We start from the raw sequence: 22,469 nt of genomic DNA on the forward strand, positions 1-22,469 counted from the left end.
GAATGATAGTTAAGTATACTATAGTTCTAAATAATAGAACAAAAACTAATGTAAAATGAAATTGATTAAATGTAGAGGAGATGTGCTAATGTCAGCGCTTATTGTATGTATCCCGTTTATAAAGTAGTTTATGGAACAAGGAGATAAATAGGCTAAAATAAGTATTTCCGTTATTAAAAAAGGAGGAGTTTGAAATGGCGATGAATCTTTTTCAACATAAAACGATTAAATTATCAGTTATGAGAGAAGCGGTTCAAAGAGATGGGAAGTGTTTTGATCGTATGATTATGGGGATATTGCGGAATGAATGGATAGAGCTGCAAGATTAGAAAGTATATTCGAAATTATATATGTAGTATGCAGGAGATATAATGATAATTAGCGAAAATTTACAGTGTACGGATTGAATTTATAAGGAGTCATGCGAGATGAATTTAGAAAAAGCAAAACCAGTAAATGAAGAGGTTGCTGAGTTAAAGGAGTTAATTAAAGAATTGCACGGAAGTGTACATCAATTGCAAAGCGAAGTGCAGCAACTAAGGCATGAAAGACCGGTTGTTGAAGTGAGGAAAGGTGTCCAATTATCGCCAACAATCATTGGACAAATTGGTGGTATGATTTTAGGTGGTTTAGCAATTATTGGTATATTTTGGTGATAAAAAAGGTATGCAGTTTAGCGCTGCATACCTTTTTTATTGTCGTTATTTGTCGGTAATTCGATATTTTCTGTCGAATCGTCGATATAATTAGAAAATCGTTGATATATTCGAAGAAACGATCGATATATTTTAAAAATCGTCGATATAATTTCACACACTACAACATCTACATTAAATAACGTAAATATATATAAGCGTGTGATAATAGTAATGCAATGATTGTTAACGGCAAACCAATTTTTAAGAAGTCCATATAAGAGAAAGCATGCCCTTCACGTTTTGCAATACCAGCAACGACTACGTTTGCGGATGCTCCGATTAATGTTCCGTTTCCTCCTAAGCAAGCTCCAAGTGATAAAGCCCACCATAATACTTCGATTTGCGGGGAATCGACAGATAGTCCGAGTCCTGTAGCTAAATCTTGAATAAGCGGGATCATCGTTGCGACAAATGGGATATTGTCGATGGTTGCAGATGCGATGCCGGATACCCATAAGATAAGTATCGCAGCGAAACCGATATCCCCGTTTGTTACGTCGATTACTTCTTTTGCAAGTGAAGTAATAAGCCCGATATCAATTAAACCACCAACAAGAACGAATAGTCCGGCGAAGAAGAAGATGGTTACCCATTCAACGTGGGCAAATACATCTTCAATATCATGGTCTTTTACTCCAATTAGCATAAGAAGTGTAGCGCCTGTCATCGCGATAACGGCAGCGTCTACGTGAATAATCGAATGAAGTATAAAGCCTAAAATAGTTAGTCCTAAAATCGAAATGGATTTTAAAAGGAGGCTGTGATCTTTAATATAATCTTTTTCGTTTAATTCCATTAATATTTTAATTTGTTCAGTTGTTGTTTTTAGTTTGTTGCGATACAGGAAGTAAATAATGCCAAGTGTAACGATAGAAATAATAATTACGATTGGAGCTAAGTTTAGTAAAAAGGCATTAAAGTCTAAATGCTTATTTGCTGATCCAATCATAATATTAGGTGGGTCACCGATTAATGTTGCTGTTCCGCCTATATTTGAAAATAGTACTTCTGAAAGTAAATAAGGAATAGGATTAACTTTTAAAATACGTGTAATGGATAATGTAACAGGAACGATTAATAAAACGGTCGTTACGTTGTCCAAAAATGCAGAACCGACAGCGGTTAATAGAGATAGTAATAGTAAAATGCGGATTGGTTTGCCGCCAGCTGCCTTAGCTGCTTTAATAGCCACAAATTCAAATACGCCGGATTGACTTGTAATATGTACGAGAATCATCATCCCAATTAAGAGGGTGATCGTTTCCCATTGAATATGTGATGTGAAAGCAGTATGTAAATCTACAATTCCAAAAATAATCATAATAGCAGCACCGAATAGTGCAATTACAGCACGATTCAATTTCTCAGAAATAATAAATCCGTACGTGACTAAAAATACGGCAATTGCAAAATAATATTGCCAATTTGCTACTTCATGTGCTGATTGTTCCAATCATGTCACCTTCTTTAAAGTATGTATTCAATTGTTGAAATGTATCCCGCTGTATGAATACGGGATAAAATATATTGTAGCAAATTCAAAAAAGAAAGAAAACTATTTAACAAAGTGAAGGAAAAAATGATGATTTTACATATGATATAAAAAAATGAAGAAACACAGTGCAAATTATTAGGAAAAGTGGGCGTTGTCCTCTAATATAGAGATAGCAATTTACATTATTTTTGCGTAAAATGGTTTAAAGAGGTGAATTCCGATGGAAATAGTAAAAGATAGTTCTCTTATTCAAAATGAAATTGAACGTTTTGTAAATAAAGATGTATATATTCATTTAGAAACGACGAATGGAGCGTACGCGTCACACTTTAATGAAAAGATGATGACAGTTGGAGCATTCATTCGAAATGCAATGATTCGCTTTGAGCGCGGGAAAATAACTGGAACAAACCCATACCGAGTTGGTTTAAAGATGGATCACGGCTGGGTATATGCTGAAGGTATTACGCACTGGGAAGTAGACGATAAAGAGCGTTTATTACTAGCAGGGCATGATAACCAAGGTCGCTTAGCAGTAGCGCTTGAGTTAAGCTTAACGCCATTTAAGTAAGAAGGAGGGAAACTTATGGAGAGACATGTACTTGTTGTATTTCCGCATCCAGATGATGAAGCATTTGCTGCGGGAGGAACAATTCGCTTATTAACAGATCAAGGAGTACCTGTAACGTATGCGTGTGGTACTTTAGGACAAATGGGACGTAACATGGGAAAAAACGTGTTCGCTAACCGTGAAACGATTCCAAATATCCGTAAAAAAGAATTGAAAGATGCATGTGAAGCGATGGGGATTCAAGACTTAAGAATGCTTGGTTTCCATGATAAAACGTTAGAATTTGAAGATGTTGATTTCGTAGCAGATAAAATTGAAGCAATCATTCAAGAAGTAAATCCATCTCGAATTATTACATTTTATCCAGAGCACGGCGTACATCCAGATCATGATGCATTTGGCCGCGCTGTTGTTCGCGCTGTATCACGTATGTCAAAAGAAGAACGTCCAGTTATTCATGCGGTTGCGATTACGAAAAATCGCGAAGCTGTACTAGGTGAGCCGGATGTTGTAAATAATATTAGTGAAGTATTCGAGCATAAATTAGCTGCACTAGGTGCGCACCGTTCGCAAACAGAAGCAATGCTTGAAGAAACGCATGCGAAAATCAAAAACAAAGATGCAGCAACATTAAAATGGCTGCAACTGGAACAATTTTGGACTTATAAATGGGAGTAGACTAGAAGGGAACCTTCTAGTAGCTCTTACATAGAAAAAGCGCCGTCACTTGTGACGGTGCTTTTTTGTGCCATTAACAACATTAGCATCATCCTTTGTAAAAGATAGGAGAGCTTTAGCTACTTTCTTACTAGACTAAGGATTTTATAAGAAAGTTATTTGGTTTTATCATTATTTTAAAAGGAAACAGTAAATAAATAATGAAATATAATAATTATTTATTGAAAAACGATAAATGACATGGTATTATCAAATTGAAAATTAGTAAGAGAGGTGCTTTTTATGAAATGTAAAACGAATGTTATGTATTAAAAAGAAATTGATGAAAATTAGAAAAATTATATATTTTAATAGCGAAATAAGAAAAGGGAGTTAGAGCATGATTCATAAAACAGTAAAGAAAGTTATCTTAATTGCAGGTGGTTTATATATTACTTATTTAGTAGGTGTAGTCACTTTAGCGGAATCGATACCGTATCCTACATCTCAGCAACTTAAAGAAGCTGAGAAAGTAGTTGAACGCTATGTAGGTGAAAATAATGGAGTGAAAATGATAAATACATCTAGCAGCTTCACGGCTGAGATGTTCAATCGTACAATTCATATTGAAGGGAATTCAAAAGAGAATCCAGAACAAATATTTCGAATGGATGTAGATCAAGTTTCTAGTGAAAGTGAAAAGATAACCGAAAAATCGATAAATAAAATTTGTAAATCAAATGATGCAGGAAAGAAATTTACGTGTGCTGATGCTGAATAACTAAAGATAGGAATGTGTAGCAGCATAGTAACGGTTGATAACTACTATTCAAGTTAAATAGGAAAAAGCCTCGCAGGGGGGCGAGGCTTTAAAACAGGGTATTAAAAATTATCGGTTCATTAAGAATAATTTCTTTTGAATAAACTAATTTTAGCATGATAACTCATATATATGTGTTACGAATTTATGAACAAAAAATTAATGATAAGAATATAGAAAAGATAATAATTTATTTAGAATCTGTGTCATTACATAAAGTTCAAGTGGAGAAGAGCGTATACCTTTTATATGGTGTAATAAAGATATAGCCCGCCTACAGAAATAGGCAGGCTATTTTTTATAAAGAAAAGACAACTTAAGGTTAGAACTCTTGTTAAGAAATAGGGTGAAAACAAGGTTTTTTAAGGAGAGATAAGGTTGTTCAACAGATAAAGATATCGTATTTGAAACACGTGATTAATCGTGGATTAAGTTCTATTTTGGATAAAAAATCTTTAAAAGGCCTTACAGTCCCTAAAATTGATATTTAGTAATAATCTGTAAGAAACATATATTTTGAATTAATTAATAAAATAATATATATTTATATAGATTTAATGATTTTAGTTTGTTAAAAATGGGGAAATCGATATGAAGGTTAAATTTGCCGTAATAAAAGATGAAAACTTTGATTGTAGTTTATTAGAAACAAAATTACTGAAAACTTTTAAAGAAGTAGATTGTGAAGCAGATATTGTAAAGGTTGAGGATGGAATTTTTGAAAACAATGGTATACAAACGCATTTATTAGAAATAACCATTCATGTTACTGGAAAAAATATCGGGTATAGGTCCGTTTCCGCCAGTATATTTATTGTTCTAGAGAGTTTATCAATGGAACTATTTCGTATTACTATTAGTATACAGTAAGCAGCTAACAAAGTAGACTCTTCATAAAATCATACTGACTATATTGAGTTAGTAAACATGAAAATGGTGATGAAAACAATAGAAATTATCTTAGGTGCTCTTGTATGCTGGAGAGCACCTTGTTTGCTGTTACATAAACAAGGGATTCCTTTTCTATATTTAATTTATCCTAACGCTAATTTTAATATAGAAGAATGGAAACATAATTAGATTGTGCAAATAATTTGGTGCGCACATATACGGAATGTATTCACCGGTAAGAGGGTTGTCTCATAATATATATAGATTTTTCTATTAAGATGAACAGAGGGTGTGAATATATGGAAGATGTTTACGCTAAAATTGACAGTCTCAAGGCGGAGCAAAAAGAAATGATGAGAGATATTCGAAATTTAGAAACGCGTACCACTATTAATGAGAAAGACATAGCAACAATCAATAAGCAATTAGAAAAAATAAGTACAAATACAACTTGGATTTTGCGAATTATTATTAGTGCGATAATAATGTCAGTTTTAGGATTGATATTAAAAGGGATGATATAAAAGAAAGAGGGGAGATCCCTCTTTCTTTTATATAAATGAGAAACTATACATTTTCCGTTTCCTTTTCATCTGCATACTTATCCTCTAAGGAAATTAATAGAGGGATTGATATAGTTACAAGAATGATTAAAGTGGTGATAAAAGATTTAGAAAGAGAAAAAGAACCTTCAATTAAAGGTGATAAAAACTTGAAAGAAAGTATACTTGTTAGTAAGGAAATTACTAAAAAGCTAAAAAGTAATATATTTTTATTCTTTATAGATGCCTCTATAAAGTCTTTCATACAGGTTATTACGACAAATATAGTTAATATAATAAGAGAAATAAAATAATGTGTTACATTTGTCATACTAATAGTAGGATCGTCTATGATGTAAGCAAGTAACTTAGATACTAACATGCCTCCAAACAATAAAATAATAAAAGCGAGTAATCCTTCCGATATATAAGCGCTGAAATTATCTTTCTTTTTAAAGAACTTATAGCTGAGAGTAGCCTGGATCATTTGAATGACAAATAAAGCGATAATCCATACATAATATACAATTGGTAATTCTCCTGAGAATAGAGAGATTAAGAAGTTTATTACCGTCCTTAAAATTTCAATCATTACGAAAGGCCTCCTATTTGTAAGCTTTGCGACTTTAAAATGTGCTAGTTTATTGTTAAATAATTAGGTGTATAATTCCAAACTATTTCTAATTATTCCATAAAAAGGTGGTTGCTTCAAGGTATCTCTTTAATAAATTTGCCAAGGCCAAGGCCGAGGACTAGAAAAAGAAACATAATATGTAATATAATTGAAAAAGTATATTTAAAAAATCAATGTTAATATTACCCTCCTATAAGTATTAACATACGTAATTGAGGTGTTTTCTTTGTTGTTTTATGAGCGAATTTCTATAATGGCCCCTCCTGTTCCGTAGCTAAGGAAAGTCTTTTTATTTCTGAGATTTTCAAAGTTATAGGAGGGTATGAAAAATGAAAAAAGTCTCAGTACCATCACTTTTATTAATGATTATTCTTGTCGCATTTCCGCAAATTAGTGAAACGATTTATACACCGTCTTTACCAGACATTTCAAAGGCGCTGCACGTAAGTAATAATGAGGTACAGTTAACACTTAGTGTGTATTTTGCTGGATTTGCTTTAGGTGTATTTTTTATTGGATGGCTATCGGATATAATTGGCCGTCGTCCGGCAATGTTATTTGGAATTGTTGTATATGGCATTGGGAGTTTCTTATGCTTTATTGCAAATTCCATTGAAGTTTTATTAGTAAGTCGTTTTATTCAAGCATTTGGAGCAAGTGCAGGATCAGTTGTGACGCAAACGATTCTTCGTGAAAGTGTAGAAGGGCATAAGAGGCATGTTATGTTTGCTCAAATCTCGGCAGTCATTGCTTTTACACCAGCGATAGGGCCATTAATTGGTGGATTTCTTGATCAAATGTTTGGTTTTAAAATAGTATTTTTAAGTTTAGTAGTTATGAGTGTCGGAATTTTTCTGTATACGTTTGTTTCTCTTCCAGAAACAAAAACGAACTCAGTAACAAATAAAATAAATGTCTTTTCAGTATTGAAAAGATTAATTACAAATTCGAAAGTAGTAACATATGGGCTATTAATTGGAGGAGCAAATGGTGTTTTATTTAGCTATTATGCAGAAGCACCGTTTATCTTTATTGAATACTTTCGATTATCGCCTAGTATGTATGGATTTTTAGGAATTGTTGTTGCTTCTGCTTCTATTATTGGAGCGAAAGTTTCAAAACGATTGCTTGCAACTTATAAACCAGAGAAAATTATATATATCGGTTGTCTTGTAATGACAGGAGGAGCTATTCTTTTATCTGTTATTACGTTTGTTGGATCGAGTCCGAATGTAATATATATGATTGTGTTTTTAATAGCGATGTTCATATTGCTATTAGGAATTGGAGTAGCATTACCTAACTGTTTAAGTTTAGCATTAATAGATTTTCAAGATGTCATTGGTACAGCGGGTGCATTGTTTAGCCTAGGGTACTATGTAATTGTAACAATAACAATTTGGGGAATGAGTCAATTTCATACGGGCTCGTTACTGGTGATGCCACTTTATTTTCTAGTTATAGTAGTTGTCATGATGGTGTTTACTAAAGTGTTTGTTTTAGGTAAACAAACTTCAAAAACGATTTAAATATGAAATGGTAAAAGAGTCTCATTTTTTTATGAGACTCTTTTATATTTTATTCCGCAATTTTGAGGTAGCAAGATTCCTGCCTCAAAATTGGGCTGGAATGAAGCAGTTAGTAGTGTATTAATATATTAAATTTCTGATTGGTATATGAATGGGACGAGTAGGAATTTACGTTATCAACTATAAAGATTGAAGTACATGCGGTCTGAAACCGAGGAAGAAATGCTCTCGTCAATTATTTATATTGTCATAACATTCATACCGGAATCATATTGAATAGATGTATTTTATTGTTAATTTAGTTAAAAATTAATCATACTTATGTATAATAATTTATTGAAAAAATAATTGAATTTTTCAGATTAATGAATTAATATAAGGTAAGTAATTTTAAGATTTATAGAATAATGGAAGATGAAAGGTTTTGAGAATTTTATAAGAAGCAACAAAACGATTTTAGGATAGCTTTAAAGCTAGTGTAAAATGACGTTTGCTTCATCATTTTCAGGGCCGAAAGGAATTAGGGGAAAGCATCTTGTTTTAAAATGCGGCTATGAATCATCTAAGAGGGGGAAGTGAAGTGGCAAACAAAGAATTGAAAAGAGGTTTAGAAGCACGTCATATTCAAATGATTGCTTTAGGCGGAACGATTGGTGTTGGTTTGTTTATGGGGTCAGCCAGCACAATTAAATGGACAGGTCCGTCAGTTATGCTTGCGTATGCAATTGCAGGTATTTTTATCTTCTTCATCATGCGTGCCATGGGAGAAATGTTGTATATGGAGCCAAGTACAGGTTCATTTGCGACATTTGGTCATAAGTATATTCATCCGCTAGCTGGTTATATGACAGCGTGGAGCAACTGGTTCCAGTGGGTTATCGTTGGGATGTCAGAGATTATCGCAGTTGGAGCGTATATGCAATATTGGTTCCCTGATTTACCAGCTTGGATACCAGGTGTAATCGCAATGGTTATTCTTGGCGCAGCTAACTTAATTTCTGTTAAGTCATTTGGTGAATTTGAATTTTGGTTTGCGATGATTAAAATCGTTACGATTCTATTAATGATTATTGCGGGATTTGGACTTATTTTCTTTGGAATTGGTAACGGTGGAGAAGCGATTGGCATATCGAATCTTTGGTCAAATGGCGGTTTCTTTACAGGTGGTTTTTCTGGATTCTTCTTTGCATTATCACTTGTAGTTGGTGCATACCAAGGTGTGGAATTAATTGGTATTACTGCTGGTGAAGCGAAGGATCCAAAGAAGACACTTACAAGAGCGATTCAAAGTACAATTTGGCGTATTTTAATTTTCTATATTGGTGCTATTTTCGTTATTGTAACTGTGTATCCGTGGGATCAATTAAGTACAATTGGAAGTCCGTTCGTAGCAACTTTTGCGAAAGTTGGTATTACGGCTGCTGCGGGATTAATTAACTTTGTTGTTATTACAGCAGCAATGTCTGGTTGTAATAGTGGTATTTATAGTGCTGGTCGTATGCTATATACATTAGGTGTAAATGGACAAGCACCGAAATATTTCACGAAACTTTCTGGAAATGGTGTGCCTTTATTTGGTACAGTTGGCGTAATTATCGGTTTAGCGGTCGGTGTTGTTTTAAGTTATATCGCACCGAAAAACTTATTCGTATATGTATATAGTGCGAGTGTACTTCCTGGTATGGTACCATGGTTTGTCATTTTAATTAGTCAAATTAATTTTAGAAAAGAAAAGGGAGCAGAGATGAAAGATCATCCGTTCAAAATGCCGTTTGCTCCTGTGACAAACTATTTAACAATTGCCTTTTTAATTATGGTATTAATCGGAATGTGGTTTAACGATGATACGCGTATTTCATTAGTTGTAGGTATTATTTTCTTAGCTATCGTTACAATTAGTTTCTATGCTTTCGGAATAGGGAAACGACCTCCATTAGATGTTCCAAATGATCAAGAGATTTCAAGTAAATAAAGATAGTAAAAAGTCCGATTTCTAAATGAGAAATCGGACTTTTTGTTATTAAAACTTTTCTAAAACGATTTTCCCAATTGTACTTCCGCTTTCAAGCAGGGCATGTGCTTTTTTTACATTTTGAGCGTTAATTGGTGTGAATGTTTCATTTAATGTAGTCTTTAAAATACCTTCATCTAATAGTTCACTTACTTTATTTAATAGTTCGTGCTGCGTAATCATATCGCCAGTTTCATACATCGCTTTTGTGAACATAAACTCCCAAACGAGTGTAGCACTTTTACTTTTTAAAATCCCCATTTCAAGAGGGTGTTCATTTTCTACGATAGAGCAAATTTTCCCTTGTGGTTTAATGAGGTCACATATTGCTCGCCAATGCTGATCTGTATTATTTAAGCAGAAAATATAATCTACATCTTTTAGCCCAAACTCTACTATTTGTTCTTGTAAAGGTTGGTGATGGTTAATGATATAATCGGCACCGAATTTTTCAACCCAGTGTATCGTTTCAGTGCGGGATGCAGTTGCGATTACATTCAATCCAGCCCATTTCGCAAGTTGAATGGCAATTGAACCGACACCACCAGCTCCGCCTATAATTAAAATGTTTTTAAATGTATTTGTATCTTTCTTATTATAATCAATGCCTAAACGTTCGAATAAACCTTCCCAAGCCGTAATAGCTGTTAAAGGAAGTGCTGCAGATTCAGCATCACTTAACGTCTTTGGCTTTTTACCAACGATTCTTTCATCAACTAGGTGGTATTCACTATATGTACCTTGTCTCGTAATGCTTCCAGCGTAAAACACTTCGTCGCCTTCTTTAAATAATGTACAATTTTCGCCGGTTTGTACAACAATACCACTCGCATCCCAGCCAAGTATTTTCGCTACATCTTCTTTTTTCTCTTTTGGAGATCGAACTTTTGTATCAACTGGATTAACGGAAATAGCGTTAATTTTAACGAGTATATCTCTTCCTGTAGCAACAGGCCTTTCAATTTCCATATCAATTAAACTGTTTTCTTCTTCAATAGGTAAATATTCATGTAAACCAATTGCTTTCATTTGTATTCCCTCCATTAAAGTAAGAGTTCTTTCTCTTTTATTATAGATGGAGAAAGGTTGTTATGTAAAAAAGTAGATTTAATTTAATGTTTTTCGTAGGAGTAGTAATTTTTGTAATAGTTTAAAAATTACGGTGTGTGTAGTATAATTTAGTAAAGAAGAAACTGCGAGGTGAATAGCTAATGACACAAAAATTAACAAATATGGACTACATAATAGTGATGTCAGTTTTCATGATATATCTTTTAATCGCATACGTAATGAATGTTAGTATGTTAAAGTTTATTATTGTTCATACAGATGGTTTTACTGTTAGTTTTATAGGTATCGTAATATGTTATCTTTCAGTCGTAGTATCGTCAAATGTTATTCGTAAATTAATAAATAATAAGTAATGCTATGATAGCACATGAAATAGGAAATATATAAATAAAAATAGAAGGAGCTGTGCTAAAAAAATTCTAGCACAGCTCTTTTCTCTATTACATAATCTTTTTAAATAAGCTATATACTTTTTTCGAATTGTCTTCACTTAATTGGTAATAAGTAAGGTTTACATCATCAGGAGTATCTTGCTGAGCAATCATCACTTCGCTACTGTGATGATCAACTACCCATATGAAATATTTTTTATAAGTCCCATCCTCAAATGTAATCCACATATCACAATCTATTAAATCTGAACCTTCTTCATCTAATGTTAATTTTCCTTTTTTTGCGGTATCCATACTGTTAATAAACGTTTTTAATTCATCTGTTTTTGTGAGAAAGATATCTTTTTTTGTTTTAATGGACTCGACATGTATATCTTTTATTTTCTGTTTTCCTAAGAAGACAGGAGGCTCATTTGGATCCCTTTGCGTTGAAATAATAGTAGCTTTTTTCTTTGGCTTATTTGCTGTATACAAATCTTGAATAGATTTTCCAAAGTTTACAAACCATATGATTCCACAAATAGTCAATGTGCTACAAAGCAGTAAAATAATTTTTTTAATAGAATATTCTCCTCTCTATTACTTCATGTGAAGAACTTTTCTATTAATATATGATAGGTAAGCATAAAGTATTATAGTTGAACGTGGTTATGTTTCACTGTTTTTATTGGGCGATCAACGAGTAAATTGTAAGTAAGCCCAATTAATACGAAAATACCACCGATAACTTTACCTATAGAGAGTTCATTTGTCAGGAAGAAGTCAATAATAGTTCCTGCAAATAATTGTCCGATAAAGATAAGTAACGTTAAATAAAATGCTGATATTTTAGGAGTAATATAGTTGGATAATGAAATAACAATAACGCCTACTAATCCGCCTAAATATACAGCGATAGGAATGGACTGTAACGTATGCATTGGAATGTACAATGAATCTGAACTGAACATTAAAAATAATATAGAGAAAAATAATCCAGTAATATAATTAAAAAAAGTGCCTTCCCAATTCCCAATTTCTTTTGCTAAATTTGCGTTAATAATTCTAGCAACGACGATAGAAACACCAGCTAAAATAGCGATCGTAACATATAACATTTTCTTGCCTCCATTAATAAATTGTCATAATTATAATTCCAGAAGAGATGAAACATAATCCAATTAGTTTTTTCTTTTCAAATTTAGCAACCTTCATTCCTAATAAGCCGAAATGATCAATAACGATGGAAGCGATGGATTGGCCGAGTAAACTTAATGCGATCGTAATAGAGGCACCAAGGACGGAGAAACTTATATTATTAAAAAGAACAGTGAATACTCCAATTGCTCCAGCGCTATATAAAAAAAGTGGAATCCCTTTATCGAAACGAATTTTATATTTGTTTATGATTAAAACGAAAATAACTGCAATTAAACCGACAAGGTGAATGACAACGCTTGCTGTATACTTGCCAATTAACTCAGATAAAATCCCATTCAATGGAAGCATAACGGCGATGAGCACACCAATAAAGACAGAAAGAAAGTTATACAATGTAATATCCCCTTTGTATTTCATATTTGTAATGACTGTATCATGCTGAAATTGTGTATTACTATGACATATGTCATAGTGGAAGAAGAAAATTTTGATTACAATGGGATGAGTTGTAAAGGTGGGGGACTATGAAGAAAATATGTAATTCTATTAAATTAGCAGAGTATATGAAACAAAATAATATTGATTCATTTTTTAGTAATGATATGCAGCCGTATATGGAACTTATATTTTTTAAAAAGAATGAATTTATTTGTAGAGAAAATGAAGAGATAGATTATTTATATTTTTTTGTAGAAGGAAAAGCGAAAGCGTTTAATACATTAAGTAACGGAAAATCTGTATTATTATGCTTTTATGATAGCTTGCAGTTGTTAGGAGATGTGGAGTTAATTCATTCTCAAAGGATTACTTCAAATGTACAAGTGATGGCAGATTCATATTGTGTTGGTCTGCCTTTAGGAAAAGTGAGAAACCAGCTATTTCATGATGCGAAATTTTTAAGATGTATTTGCGGATCATTGGCACATAAATTAAACCGACTCTCAAAGAATAGTACAATTAATTTACTATATCCACTTGAAAATAGACTTGCGAGCTACATATTAGCGGCAGGAGAACGGGCAGTACAGCATGGAAATAGAATTGTATTTAGTGGGAATTTAACGGAAACAGCGGAATTGTTAGGAACGAGTTATCGACACTTATTACGAACGTTGAATATCTTTTGTGATAAAGAGATTATAAAGAAAAACAATGGTTGCTTTGAAGTAGTGAATGTGGATGTTTTGAGAGAATTGGCAGCAGATGTTTATAAATAGGAGGAGAGTATAAATGATAACACCTATATTTAGAATTTTTGATATTGAAAAAGCAAAGCTATTTTACTTAGGTTTTTTAGGATTTAAAATGGATTGGGAACATCGTTATGAGGAACATATGCCATTATATATGCAAATTTCGTTACATGATGCTGTGATGCATTTATCAGAACATCATGGTGATGCCTCACCAGGTGGTGCGATTCGGATCAAAATAGATGATGTAAAGGATTATCATTCTGTATTATTAAGTAAAGAATATGCTTATTCGAAGCCGAATATAGAAAAAACACCTTGGGGTACAATTGAATTAACTGTGATTGATCCGTTTTCAAATAGAATTATATTTTATGAGGAGAGGGTTTAGGGATATTTTATCAAAATAGGGGGTTACAACGAAGAGGTGTTTACTTTATGGTAAACTGCTCTTTTTTATTTTGAGTATATATTGAATTATATAAAAATAAAATGTTATCATTATGGAAACATATGAATATATGAACAAGTATTCATGTGTTTAAGGAAAGGAGGTATTATAATGAAAGACCTAATTATTATTGGAGCGGGTCAAGCTGGATTAACAATGGGATATTACTTGAAGCAAGAAGGGTATAATTTTTTATTACTTGAGGCAGGAAACCGAGTTGGTGATTCATGGAGAAATAGATATGATTCTTTGCAGCTTTTTACCCCAAGGTCTTACAGTAGCTTGCCAGGTATGGCGTTAATAGGTGAAAAAAATGAATTTCCATATAAAGATGAAATTGCAACTTATTTAGAAGAATATGTAAGACATTTTCAATTACCGGTACAATTGCAAACTGAAGTTTTAAAAATAAGAAAAGAGAAAGGAATATTTGAATTACATACTTCTACAGAGATTCTACAAACGAAAAAAGTTATTATCGCAACAGGTGGTTTTCAGCAACCATTTATTCCCTCAGTTTCAGCAAATCTATCATCACATGTTTTTCAAATACATTCATCACAATATAAATCACCATCACAAATTCCACAGGGGAAAGTACTAGTAGTAGGTGGTGGAAATTCAGGAATGCAAATAGCAGTAGAATTTGCAAAGACTCATGAAGTTACAATGTCTATTAGTCATCCTTTAACGTTTTTACCGTTACATCTTTTTAGAAAAAGTATTTTCAATTGGTTAGACAAATTGGGTTTATTGTACGCTGAAGTAAATACAAAGAGGGGGAAATGGTTTCAGAAAAGAAAGGATCCCATTTTTGGATTTGAAGGTAAGGAACTCATTCGTAATGGAGCAATACAACTACAGGAAAAAGTGGTTAGTGCATCAGAAAATAATATTATGTTTCAGAACGGTGAAACATATAGTGCAGAAAGTATTATATGGTCAACAGGTTTTATTCAGAATTATAACTGGATTGAAATTGAAAAGGCAGTGAATGAGAATGGACTTCCCAATCATGTAAAGGGGATAAGTCCAGTAGGAGGATTGTATTATATCGGTTTACCGTGGCAGTCTCAAAGAGGCTCTGCACTTATTTGTGGTGTAGGAAAGGATGCAGCATATTTGCTTTCTGAAATCAAAAAAATAGATCAGTAGCAGCGACTACTGATCATCCATATGTACATGAATTAGGAGAGGTCAAACATTTATTAACTTTATTATAATAGATTTTCAAAAGAACAAAAACTGAAAATTCTAATTTTATGTTGAGAAAGTTTTTTGTATCGAAATATATAAAAGAATAAGGGTTTTTAGTAAAAGGAAATATGATATTTATATTTTACTAAAGTGTGATATAGTCTATATAGGAATTATTTCCTTAAATTGGGTTTTTTATAGTCTTTATATTTTTAAAGTAGAAAGGGGAAGCGATTGTGAAGTTTGATGATCAACGCCTACTAGGAGTACGATTAGGATCGGTACTTGTAACAGAGGAAAATCAATATTTAGTAATTAAGAAAAAAAATCATTATGCACTATTAAATATACATACTTTAGAATGCACACATGTTGAAGTGCAGCTAGAACATATTGAAGAAATGTTACATGAAGATTTCCAAGAAAGTATAACGGAGATTATCGCACCAGAACATATAAAAATTGTTGCGAAAAATGTTATATAAGAAAGAAGCTGAAAGGAACAGCTTCTTTCTTTTTCATTATAACGATAACGTTTTTAAAACGTCACCAATAATCCCTTCCATTTGATGAACACCTAAGTCAGCGTTCGTCATTATAATAGCACCATTACCTCGGTATGGATAGCATATCATCATACATTGAAATCCAACGCCCCATCCGAGTGAATAAATTTGTAAGTCTTCATTCAAATCATCTAGAAAAACACCTAAGCCAGTCCATTTTGAGCACCCTTGAGGAGAAATCATATCTTGTACTGTTTTTTGAGAAAGTTTTAGTTTGCCTTTTCCTTGTAAGGAATGAATGATTTCAATAACTAAAGCTGATAAGTCAGTTGGTGTTGTCCAAATACCTGAAGCAGCTGCGAATGGATAAAATGGATACTTCTCATTTGTAACGGTACCATCTTTATTATGTCCGCAAGCAAAAGCATCGGTTTTATCTATGTCTTCAGGAGAGAAGATTGTACTATTCTTCATTTGCAGTGGTTGAAATATATATTCTTCTAGTAAAAGGTTGAATGGCTTTCCAGTTATATCTTCAAGTAGTATTTCGATTATACAAAAGTTTGCATCCGAGTAGTGAAATTCGCTTTCTGGTTTATAAGTTACTTCTATCGGTACTGGGCAATATAGTGTTTTACCGGCAAGGAGTTCAGACATGTTTGGTTGCCCTTGTGCAAGTAGATAATGTTCAAAGCTATTAGGAGGATCAATGATTCCAGATTGGTGACTTAACAAGTTTCGCAATGTGACTTTTTTTCTGTGAAGTAAATAGATTAGTAGGGATGTTCCAAGATGTGAGTCTATCATTAACGTCTTCGTCTAAATGTACGATTTTGAGATCGGATAATGTTAGTACGAGAATTGTGGTGATAAATTTACTAATAGAACAAGAATTGAATATGGAATCTATAGTGACAGTTCTATTAGTTCCGGATTCAAGCGTTCCGAAAGCAGCTGTTTCATCTAGTTTGCCGTCGCGTATAACAGCAAGACTTAAACCTACAACGGAATATTGGTTCATTTTTTCGTATATATTGTTACTTTTTAATTTCATAGTGACTCCTTTCTTCAAAAAAGACAGAATGTTAGTTCTATTATACAGTAGTAAATAGAGAGAATGAGAGAAAAAGAAAAACTTCATCGATCAAAGATGAAGTTTTTTAGTTAATTCGAAGTGAATGCTTTAAAAAATTTATCGCGGTACATGTACATAAGCCATGAGGCTGTAATAAAGGAAATAATGCTTACTTTGTTTTTAATTGGCGCATTGAAAACAAGCCAGCCAACGATATCAAATAATACATGTAGTGCAATTGAAAGAACTACAAATTGTAGTAGCGTCTTTAAAAATCTTTTCATTAAGTGTCTCCCCTGAAATAAAAGGTTTATCAATATTGTTGTATATTACTATTATACATTAAGTGTGTTTCGTGGTAAAATTTACATAAGTTAGTGAAATAAAACAAATGAAAGCTAGTGAGGAGGAATAGTCATGGAATTTTGGATGATCATACCGATAGCGATCTTTGGGTTTATTTATATCGTTGAAAAGTTAAATAAAATTGAAAAGAAGACGGATGCACGTTTAAAGAGGATGGAAGATAGATTACAGCTAATTACGAAAGAAATGGGAATTGTAGATAGAGAACCTGAGATTAATAAAGAGCTGCGTCAGCTTATGGAAGAAGGAAAAACGGTTACAGCAGTTAAGAGAGTAAGAGAAGCTTTTGGCTTTTCTTTACTAGAAGCAAAGCAATATGTTGATAAATTATAAGAAAAGATCATCCATTTGGGTGATCTTTTTTTACTGCACCATGCGTGTATTTACATAAGCAGCGATTATAAAGTGTCCAATTATAATGATAGGAAATACGATTTTCACATTAGGAGTAAGGAAGACGCTACCAATTGTGGCAATAACACCAGCAGTTAAATTATAAAGACCAACTATTTTGGATAACTTCACTTTATCTGGCACGCGGCGTTCATTGAATCCTGATAAGAGCCAAGTGTATTGTTTTACTCCGATGAAATAAGCTAGTGCAAATGAAATGATTGCTAGTATGAATATGGAAAAGAAAAGTATATTGATTTAAATGTATTTTATGGGAATGAGGAAGAGTTTGAGAATTATGGAATGAAAGATTAAGTTTTAAAGTGTACAACATTTTGTACACTTTTTTTGTTAAATACATAAAAAATATGCAAGTAAAGATGGAACAAACATTTGAGATGAATTGTCTAATATAGGTAATAAATATTTCGTTTGAAAGAAAGGGTGGAGAAAATGAAAAATACATTATTAAAATTAGGGGTATGTGTTAGTTTACTAGGAATAACTCCATTTGTTAGTACAATTTCTTCTGTACAAGCAGAACGAACGATAGAGCATAAAGTAATAAAAAATGAGACAGGAACTATTTCAATTTCTCAGTTAAACAAAAATGTTTGGGTTCATACGGAGTTAGGTTATTTTAACGGAGAAGCAGTTCCTTCGAACGGTTTAATCCTTAATACTTCTAAAGGATTAGTACTTGTCGATTCTTCTTGGGATGATAAGTTAACGAAGGAATTAATAGAGATGGCAGAAAAGAAATTTAAGAAGAGTGTAACGGATGTTATTATTACACATGCACACGCTGATCGGATTGGCGGAATAAAAACGTTGAAAGAAAGAGGCATTAAAACGCATAGTACAACGTTAACTGCGGAACTAGCAAAGAAAAATGGATATGAAGAACCACTTGGAGACTTACAAACAATTATGAAATTGAAGTTTGGAAATATGAAAGTAGAAACGTTTTACCCAGGGAAAGGACATACAGAAGATAATATCGTCGTATGGTTACCACAATACAACATGTTAGTTGGAGGCTGTTTAGTGAAGTCTGCGTCCACGAAAGATTTAGGAAATGTTACTGATGCTTATGTAAATGAGTGGTCTACATCGATTGAGAATGTGCTGAAGCGATATGAAAATATAAATTTGGTAGTACCTGGTCATGGAGAAGTAGGGGACAGGGGATTACTTTTACATACATTAGATTTATTAAAATAAGAAATTGTAGAAATACAAAAGAGAGGAGAAATAATTTTCTCCTCTCTTTCTTCTAACTATATTTAAATGCTGAATCTGTCGATTACGTCAGCATATATTACTGAGATTTTAATTCCAAGTATACAAATACCAGTACCGTCATAATTGCGATAACAACGTAAGTAGCATCAAGCATTATAAGTGTTTTTAAAGTTTCAGTCATCCTCATTCACCCCTGGTATAAAAATATAAACATAATCTCTTATTAATTAGATAAGAGATTATAAAGATTACAATGTACATGAAATTTCTTAAGTAGATTCTATATAAATATATCATATAAATAATGTAAACAATGTTAAGATAATGTAAATGTATTGTAAAGAAAGGGGTGACTCATCAGTCTATAAATCTATTTATCCCGCTTTAATGGGCAGTAAGACCCCCACCTCAAAATTCAGCGAAAGCAAAGAAGTTAGGTGGGGGATCGATCAACTGCCCATAAAAGTCCGATTGGTTCAACTAATAATCAGTGGGGGATGCCCCCCACTGATTAAAGTTTCACTTTATTTGTAAATGCTATGTATCTCTCGTGTGCCGGATAGAACGCAGTTATTATATGTGAAAAATAGATTCATTTTGATAAATCAATCATGATGCTAGTTGTTACTACATTTTCCTCTAATACTTCTACCTGTACTTGTTCATCGTTTCTCCAAGTGATCTTGAAGTTCTCTGTCGTATACATTTCCTTAAGAGTAACCTCTTTATATTTTTTTAAAATGCTACCTCTTTCCCCATAATAGATTCTTACAGTTGAACTGGGACTTGGTCCTTTTGATTTTATTGTTTCTCTTAATTCGATAATATTTATTAGACTTGGAGATTCACTTTTTTGAAAGGTAAAGGAACTGACCACTTTTTGTACCTTCTTAAAAACAGAACCATTGGATTTATTTGATATGTTAAATTCCACAACTTCAGGTACGGATTCTTTGCTTCGTAGAGTTATTGTTGCTTCATAATCGTTTTTCCAATCTATTGTAACGTTTGAAGAATCGAGACGTTCCCCATCATTTGCAATATTTGTGTCAAAATGTTCCCATAAGCCGTATTTAATTCTGACGGGAGAGGAACCAAGAGAAGAGTCTGAATCTATTTTTACTACTTTAATCGTATTTATATTATTTGGAGAATGACTTTTTTTTAGTGTAACGTCGTATAAATACAAAATGTAAGAAAAACAGCCTACTACTAAAATAATTGGAATTAAAATACGTAGGGCAGTAATTGTACGTCCTCGTGTCGTTTTTTTCTTAGTGCTTTTCATATTTTGGTCAAGGCCTTTTTCAATACTAGTTTGAATATTTACTTTAGGCGGGCGAATAGACCACCAAATGAAAGCTATAAGTAGTAAGAAAAGAGGTATTCCTTGAATAAAGAGAAATCCTTTCCAAAAATCAAAGACAGTACTATATGGAGAATCTGTTGCCATCCCCCCTATAAAAAGTGCCACTGGACTTGTAAGTATATTTATCCCTAAACCGATCATTACGAATGAAAGATTTTTATTTCTAATTTTTCGTGACCCAGCCATAATAAACAGAAATACTGCAATACCGAGTATAAGAAACAGTATGCCGTAATAAGACATCATATATACCATATTATCCCTCCATAACTTTAATTGTACCATCAGGAAGGAAAATTTTGTGAAATATTAGATCGATATGATATTTGTATTTCATAAAAGCGCGCTGATATATTATGCGCAAGTATCAAAATCAGAAGACAGTAAAAATATTATGTCAACAATATGAACTGTCACAAATCTTTATATATTATTGTGATTGATATCACATCACTTTTTTTCAATGGATATTATGCTTAGGGTGTAATTAATGATTGGGAGAGGGTGGGATGATATGTTTTGTTATCAATGTGAACAAACGCCAACAGGCGGATGTAAAGTAATGGGTGTTTGTGGCAAGAATGAAACGATTGCGAGTTTACAAGATACGATTGTGTTTGGGCTAAAAGGAATTGCGGCTTATCGTACGCATGCTGCTCAGCTAGGGTATACGGATGCTTTTGTAGATGCTACAACGCAAGAAGCGCTGTATATGACATTAACAAATTCTAATTTTAATGAACAAGAACATATTGATATGGCTATGAAAGTTGGGAAATCGGCTTTACGAGTAATGGAGTTGCTAGATGAGGCACATACGAATCATTTTGGTGTTCCAGAGCCTGTTCAAATTACACAAAACCGTGTAGAAGGTAAAGCTATTGTAGTTACAGGCCATAATTTATTTGCGTTAGAAGAATTATTAAAACAAACAGAAGGAAAAGAAATTAATATTTATACGCATTCGGAAATGTTACCAGCACACGGGTATCCGCAGCTGAAAAAATATAAACATTTAAAAGGAAACATCGGTAAGGCATGGTATGATCAAAGACGCCTTTTTGAAAAATTTACAGGTGCCATATTAGCGACAACGAACTGTGTTATGCCAATTAAAGGATCGTACTCTGATCGATTCTTTTCATATGATATTGCAGGACTAGAGGGCGTACAAAAAATTGAAAATGATGATTTTACACCATTGATTCAAAAAGCACTTGAACTTCCAGAAGTACATATGGATTCGGATGAACAGTTAGTAACAGGGTTTCATCATAATACAGTATTATCATTAGCTCCGGAAATTATTGAGGCAGTAAAAGAAGGGAAGATTAAGCGCTTCTTTGTTATCGCCGGTTGTGATGCACCGGGAAAAGGCGGAGAATATTATCGTGAATTAGCGACGTCACTTCCGCCGGAGACAGTGATTTTAACGACTTCTTGCGGTAAATTCCGTTTTAATGATGTGGATTACGGCGTTGTACCTGGTACCGAGATTCCGCGCTACATCGACTTAGGACAATGTAATAATTCCATTTCTACAGTGAAAATAGCGGCTACTTTAGCTGATGCTTTCCAATGCGAAGTGAATGAATTGCCAGTAAGCATTGTCTTATCTTGGTTTGAACAAAAAGCGGTTGCTATTTTGCTTGGGCTATTTAGTCTTGGAATTCAAGATATTCGCATAGGTCCAAAGGCGCCTGAATTTATTTCAGCTGGCGTGCTCGATGTATTACAAGAAACATTCGGTTTAAAATTAATTACAACTGCAGCAGAAGATATGGAAATGATGTTATCGTAACAAGAGGATGAATTGTTTTATTTAGAAGAAGAGCTAGCTTATAGCGCCCCAAAACAAAAATGTAGAATTATTGTTTTGGGGTATTTTCTTTTCTTAGCGGGGTGGGTAATAGTTGATTTTAGAAAAATATAAAAATCGAGTTGACATTTACAGCTACTCAGTCATACAATGTAGTTGTAATAGGTGATACTGAGTAGTGTTGTTTCTTAAAAAAATTTTCACTAAGTAATAGGTAATAGCGGATTTTAGAAGAAATTTGAAAATCAGTTGACATGTATCGCTACTTAGTCATACAATGTAGTTGTAATAAGTAATACTGAATAGTGTAGTTTTACTCAAAAGCTATTCAGTAAAAATTCGCCTTAGTACTCTGTAATACTGAATATAAGTCAGACAGAATAGGGGGTAAAGGAGGATCAGAA

The 22,469-nt window shown here is 33.0% G+C and carries 24 protein-coding genes and 3 pseudogenes; 17 read left to right on the forward strand and 10 right to left on the reverse strand.

Going from position 1 to position 22,469, the window contains the following annotated elements; translation table 11 throughout:
• Positions 1–239: 239 nt before the first annotated feature.
• Positions 240–329: pseudogene (locus ACVWY7_RS21045) on the forward strand (GNAT family N-acetyltransferase); the annotation flags it as partial.
• 99 nt (positions 330–428) lie between these two features.
• Positions 429–656, forward strand: a complete 228-nt coding sequence (locus ACVWY7_RS21050) for a hypothetical protein (RefSeq protein ID WP_001047303.1) — start codon at positions 429–431, stop codon at positions 654–656.
• Between the two features lie 169 nt (positions 657–825).
• Here ACVWY7_RS21050 and ACVWY7_RS21055 read toward each other — a convergent pair whose 3' ends face one another.
• Positions 826–2,151, reverse strand: a complete 1,326-nt coding sequence (locus tag ACVWY7_RS21055; protein ID WP_073525305.1) for an ArsB/NhaD family transporter — start codon at positions 2,149–2,151, stop codon at positions 826–828.
• A gap of 262 nt (positions 2,152–2,413) precedes the next feature.
• Between ACVWY7_RS21055 and ACVWY7_RS21060 the strand changes: the two genes are divergently transcribed.
• The 5 genes from ACVWY7_RS21060 to ACVWY7_RS21080 all read left to right on the forward strand — a co-directional run bounded on the left by ACVWY7_RS21060 (position 2,414) and on the right by ACVWY7_RS21080 (position 5,656).
• Entirely contained in the window at positions 2,414–2,764 is a 351-nt protein-coding gene (locus ACVWY7_RS21060; RefSeq protein WP_000407043.1) for a YojF family protein, read from the forward strand.
• A 15-nt stretch (positions 2,765–2,779) separates the two neighbouring features.
• Positions 2,780–3,442 (forward strand): bacillithiol biosynthesis deacetylase BshB2, encoded by a 663-nt coding sequence (gene bshB2 / locus ACVWY7_RS21065; protein ID WP_000439476.1) that lies wholly within the window; start codon positions 2,780–2,782, stop codon positions 3,440–3,442.
• 379 nt (positions 3,443–3,821) lie between these two features.
• The gene (locus ACVWY7_RS21070; RefSeq protein ID WP_073525303.1) at positions 3,822–4,202 is read left to right on the forward strand and encodes a hypothetical protein; all 381 of its coding nucleotides are present in this window, start codon (positions 3,822–3,824) and stop codon (positions 4,200–4,202) included.
• Between the two features lie 630 nt (positions 4,203–4,832).
• Positions 4,833–5,111 carry a hypothetical protein gene (locus ACVWY7_RS21075; RefSeq protein WP_073525301.1) on the forward strand — a complete coding sequence of 93 codons (279 nt, stop codon included), beginning with the start codon at positions 4,833–4,835 and terminating at the stop codon, positions 5,109–5,111.
• A 320-nt stretch (positions 5,112–5,431) separates the two neighbouring features.
• Positions 5,432–5,656 carry a hemolysin XhlA family protein gene (locus tag ACVWY7_RS21080; RefSeq protein ID WP_000390469.1) on the forward strand — a complete coding sequence of 75 codons (225 nt, stop codon included), beginning with the start codon at positions 5,432–5,434 and terminating at the stop codon, positions 5,654–5,656.
• Positions 5,657–5,699: 43 nt separating this feature from the next.
• Here the strand turns inward: ACVWY7_RS21080 and ACVWY7_RS21085 are convergent, their stop codons facing one another.
• Positions 5,700–6,266: a DUF5823 family protein gene (locus ACVWY7_RS21085; RefSeq protein WP_000570023.1), complete on the reverse strand. Its 567-nt coding sequence runs from the start codon at positions 6,264–6,266 to the stop codon at positions 5,700–5,702.
• Between the two features lie 371 nt (positions 6,267–6,637).
• Here ACVWY7_RS21085 and ACVWY7_RS21090 point away from each other — a divergent pair, with 371 nt between their 5' ends.
• The gene (locus tag ACVWY7_RS21090) at positions 6,638–7,837 is read left to right on the forward strand and encodes a multidrug effflux MFS transporter (protein WP_000757976.1); all 1,200 of its coding nucleotides are present in this window, start codon (positions 6,638–6,640) and stop codon (positions 7,835–7,837) included.
• Positions 7,838–8,417: 580 nt separating this feature from the next.
• Positions 8,418–9,809, forward strand: a complete 1,392-nt coding sequence (locus ACVWY7_RS21095; protein ID WP_001284418.1) for an amino acid permease — start codon at positions 8,418–8,420, stop codon at positions 9,807–9,809.
• Between the two features lie 48 nt (positions 9,810–9,857).
• Here the strand turns inward: ACVWY7_RS21095 and ACVWY7_RS21100 are convergent, their stop codons facing one another.
• The 4 genes from ACVWY7_RS21100 to ACVWY7_RS21115 form a co-directional block, all read right to left on the reverse strand.
• Positions 9,858–10,877: a zinc-binding alcohol dehydrogenase family protein gene (locus ACVWY7_RS21100; RefSeq protein WP_073525297.1), complete on the reverse strand. Its 1,020-nt coding sequence runs from the start codon at positions 10,875–10,877 to the stop codon at positions 9,858–9,860.
• Between the two features lie 482 nt (positions 10,878–11,359).
• Entirely contained in the window at positions 11,360–11,854 is a 495-nt protein-coding gene (locus ACVWY7_RS21105) for a hypothetical protein (protein WP_073525293.1), read from the reverse strand.
• An 89-nt stretch (positions 11,855–11,943) separates the two neighbouring features.
• Complete coding sequence (locus ACVWY7_RS21110; RefSeq protein WP_000967626.1) at positions 11,944–12,408, reverse strand: DMT family transporter; 465 nt, start codon at positions 12,406–12,408, stop codon at positions 11,944–11,946.
• A gap of 13 nt (positions 12,409–12,421) precedes the next feature.
• Complete coding sequence (locus ACVWY7_RS21115; protein ID WP_033681984.1) at positions 12,422–12,868, reverse strand: DMT family transporter; 447 nt, start codon at positions 12,866–12,868, stop codon at positions 12,422–12,424.
• Between the two features lie 107 nt (positions 12,869–12,975).
• On the opposite strand from ACVWY7_RS21115, the gene yeiL reads away from it, so the two are divergent.
• From yeiL to ACVWY7_RS21135, 4 genes are all read left to right on the forward strand, one after another.
• Positions 12,976–13,668 carry a transcriptional regulator YeiL gene (gene yeiL / locus ACVWY7_RS21120; RefSeq protein WP_000717651.1) on the forward strand — a complete coding sequence of 231 codons (693 nt, stop codon included), beginning with the start codon at positions 12,976–12,978 and terminating at the stop codon, positions 13,666–13,668.
• 13 nt (positions 13,669–13,681) lie between these two features.
• Positions 13,682–14,035, forward strand: coding sequence for a glyoxalase superfamily protein (locus ACVWY7_RS21125; RefSeq protein WP_000632409.1), 354 nt, complete (start codon positions 13,682–13,684; stop codon positions 14,033–14,035).
• A gap of 171 nt (positions 14,036–14,206) precedes the next feature.
• A complete protein-coding gene (locus ACVWY7_RS21130; protein WP_000653899.1) occupies positions 14,207–15,250 on the forward strand; it encodes a flavin-containing monooxygenase in 1,044 nt (347 codons plus the stop codon).
• A 278-nt stretch (positions 15,251–15,528) separates the two neighbouring features.
• Entirely contained in the window at positions 15,529–15,777 is a 249-nt protein-coding gene (locus tag ACVWY7_RS21135; protein ID WP_073525292.1) for a hypothetical protein, read from the forward strand.
• Between the two features lie 36 nt (positions 15,778–15,813).
• Here ACVWY7_RS21135 and ACVWY7_RS21140 read toward each other — a convergent pair.
• Together ACVWY7_RS21140 and ACVWY7_RS21145 are read right to left on the reverse strand one after the other, a co-directional pair.
• Positions 15,814–16,852 (reverse strand): annotated as a pseudogene (locus ACVWY7_RS21140) (serine hydrolase domain-containing protein).
• A gap of 110 nt (positions 16,853–16,962) precedes the next feature.
• Positions 16,963–17,157 carry a hypothetical protein gene (locus tag ACVWY7_RS21145; protein WP_000819599.1) on the reverse strand — a complete coding sequence of 65 codons (195 nt, stop codon included), beginning with the start codon at positions 17,155–17,157 and terminating at the stop codon, positions 16,963–16,965.
• A 133-nt stretch (positions 17,158–17,290) separates the two neighbouring features.
• Here ACVWY7_RS21145 and ACVWY7_RS21150 point away from each other — a divergent pair, with 133 nt between their 5' ends.
• On the forward strand, positions 17,291–17,572 hold the full coding sequence (locus tag ACVWY7_RS21150; RefSeq protein WP_000397700.1) for a hypothetical protein: 282 nt from the start codon (positions 17,291–17,293) through the stop codon (positions 17,570–17,572).
• A 30-nt stretch (positions 17,573–17,602) separates the two neighbouring features.
• Here ACVWY7_RS21150 and ACVWY7_RS21155 read toward each other — a convergent pair whose 3' ends face one another.
• Positions 17,603–17,890, reverse strand: a complete 288-nt coding sequence (locus ACVWY7_RS21155; RefSeq protein WP_073525290.1) for a DUF3784 domain-containing protein — start codon at positions 17,888–17,890, stop codon at positions 17,603–17,605.
• Between ACVWY7_RS21155 and ACVWY7_RS21160 the strand changes: the two are divergent.
• Both ACVWY7_RS21160 and bla2 read left to right on the forward strand, forming a co-directional pair.
• Positions 17,870–17,947: pseudogene (locus ACVWY7_RS21160) on the forward strand (GH25 family lysozyme); the annotation flags it as partial. The gene ACVWY7_RS21155 and the pseudogene ACVWY7_RS21160 sit on opposite strands and share 21 nt — an antisense overlap.
• A gap of 138 nt (positions 17,948–18,085) precedes the next feature.
• Complete coding sequence (bla2, locus tag ACVWY7_RS21165) at positions 18,086–18,856, forward strand: BcII family subclass B1 metallo-beta-lactamase (protein WP_073525288.1); 771 nt, start codon at positions 18,086–18,088, stop codon at positions 18,854–18,856.
• A 613-nt stretch (positions 18,857–19,469) separates the two neighbouring features.
• Here bla2 and ACVWY7_RS21170 read toward each other — a convergent pair.
• The gene (locus tag ACVWY7_RS21170; protein ID WP_073525287.1) at positions 19,470–20,501 is read right to left on the reverse strand and encodes a hypothetical protein; all 1,032 of its coding nucleotides are present in this window, start codon (positions 20,499–20,501) and stop codon (positions 19,470–19,472) included.
• Positions 20,502–20,760: 259 nt separating this feature from the next.
• On the opposite strand from ACVWY7_RS21170, the gene hcp reads away from it, so the two are divergent.
• Positions 20,761–22,047, forward strand: a complete 1,287-nt coding sequence (gene hcp, locus ACVWY7_RS21175) for a hydroxylamine reductase (RefSeq protein ID WP_033681987.1) — start codon at positions 20,761–20,763, stop codon at positions 22,045–22,047.
• The last annotated feature ends 422 nt before the right edge of the window (positions 22,048–22,469 follow it).

It is taken from the genome of Bacillus sp. TE9106W, from assembly GCF_054062215.1.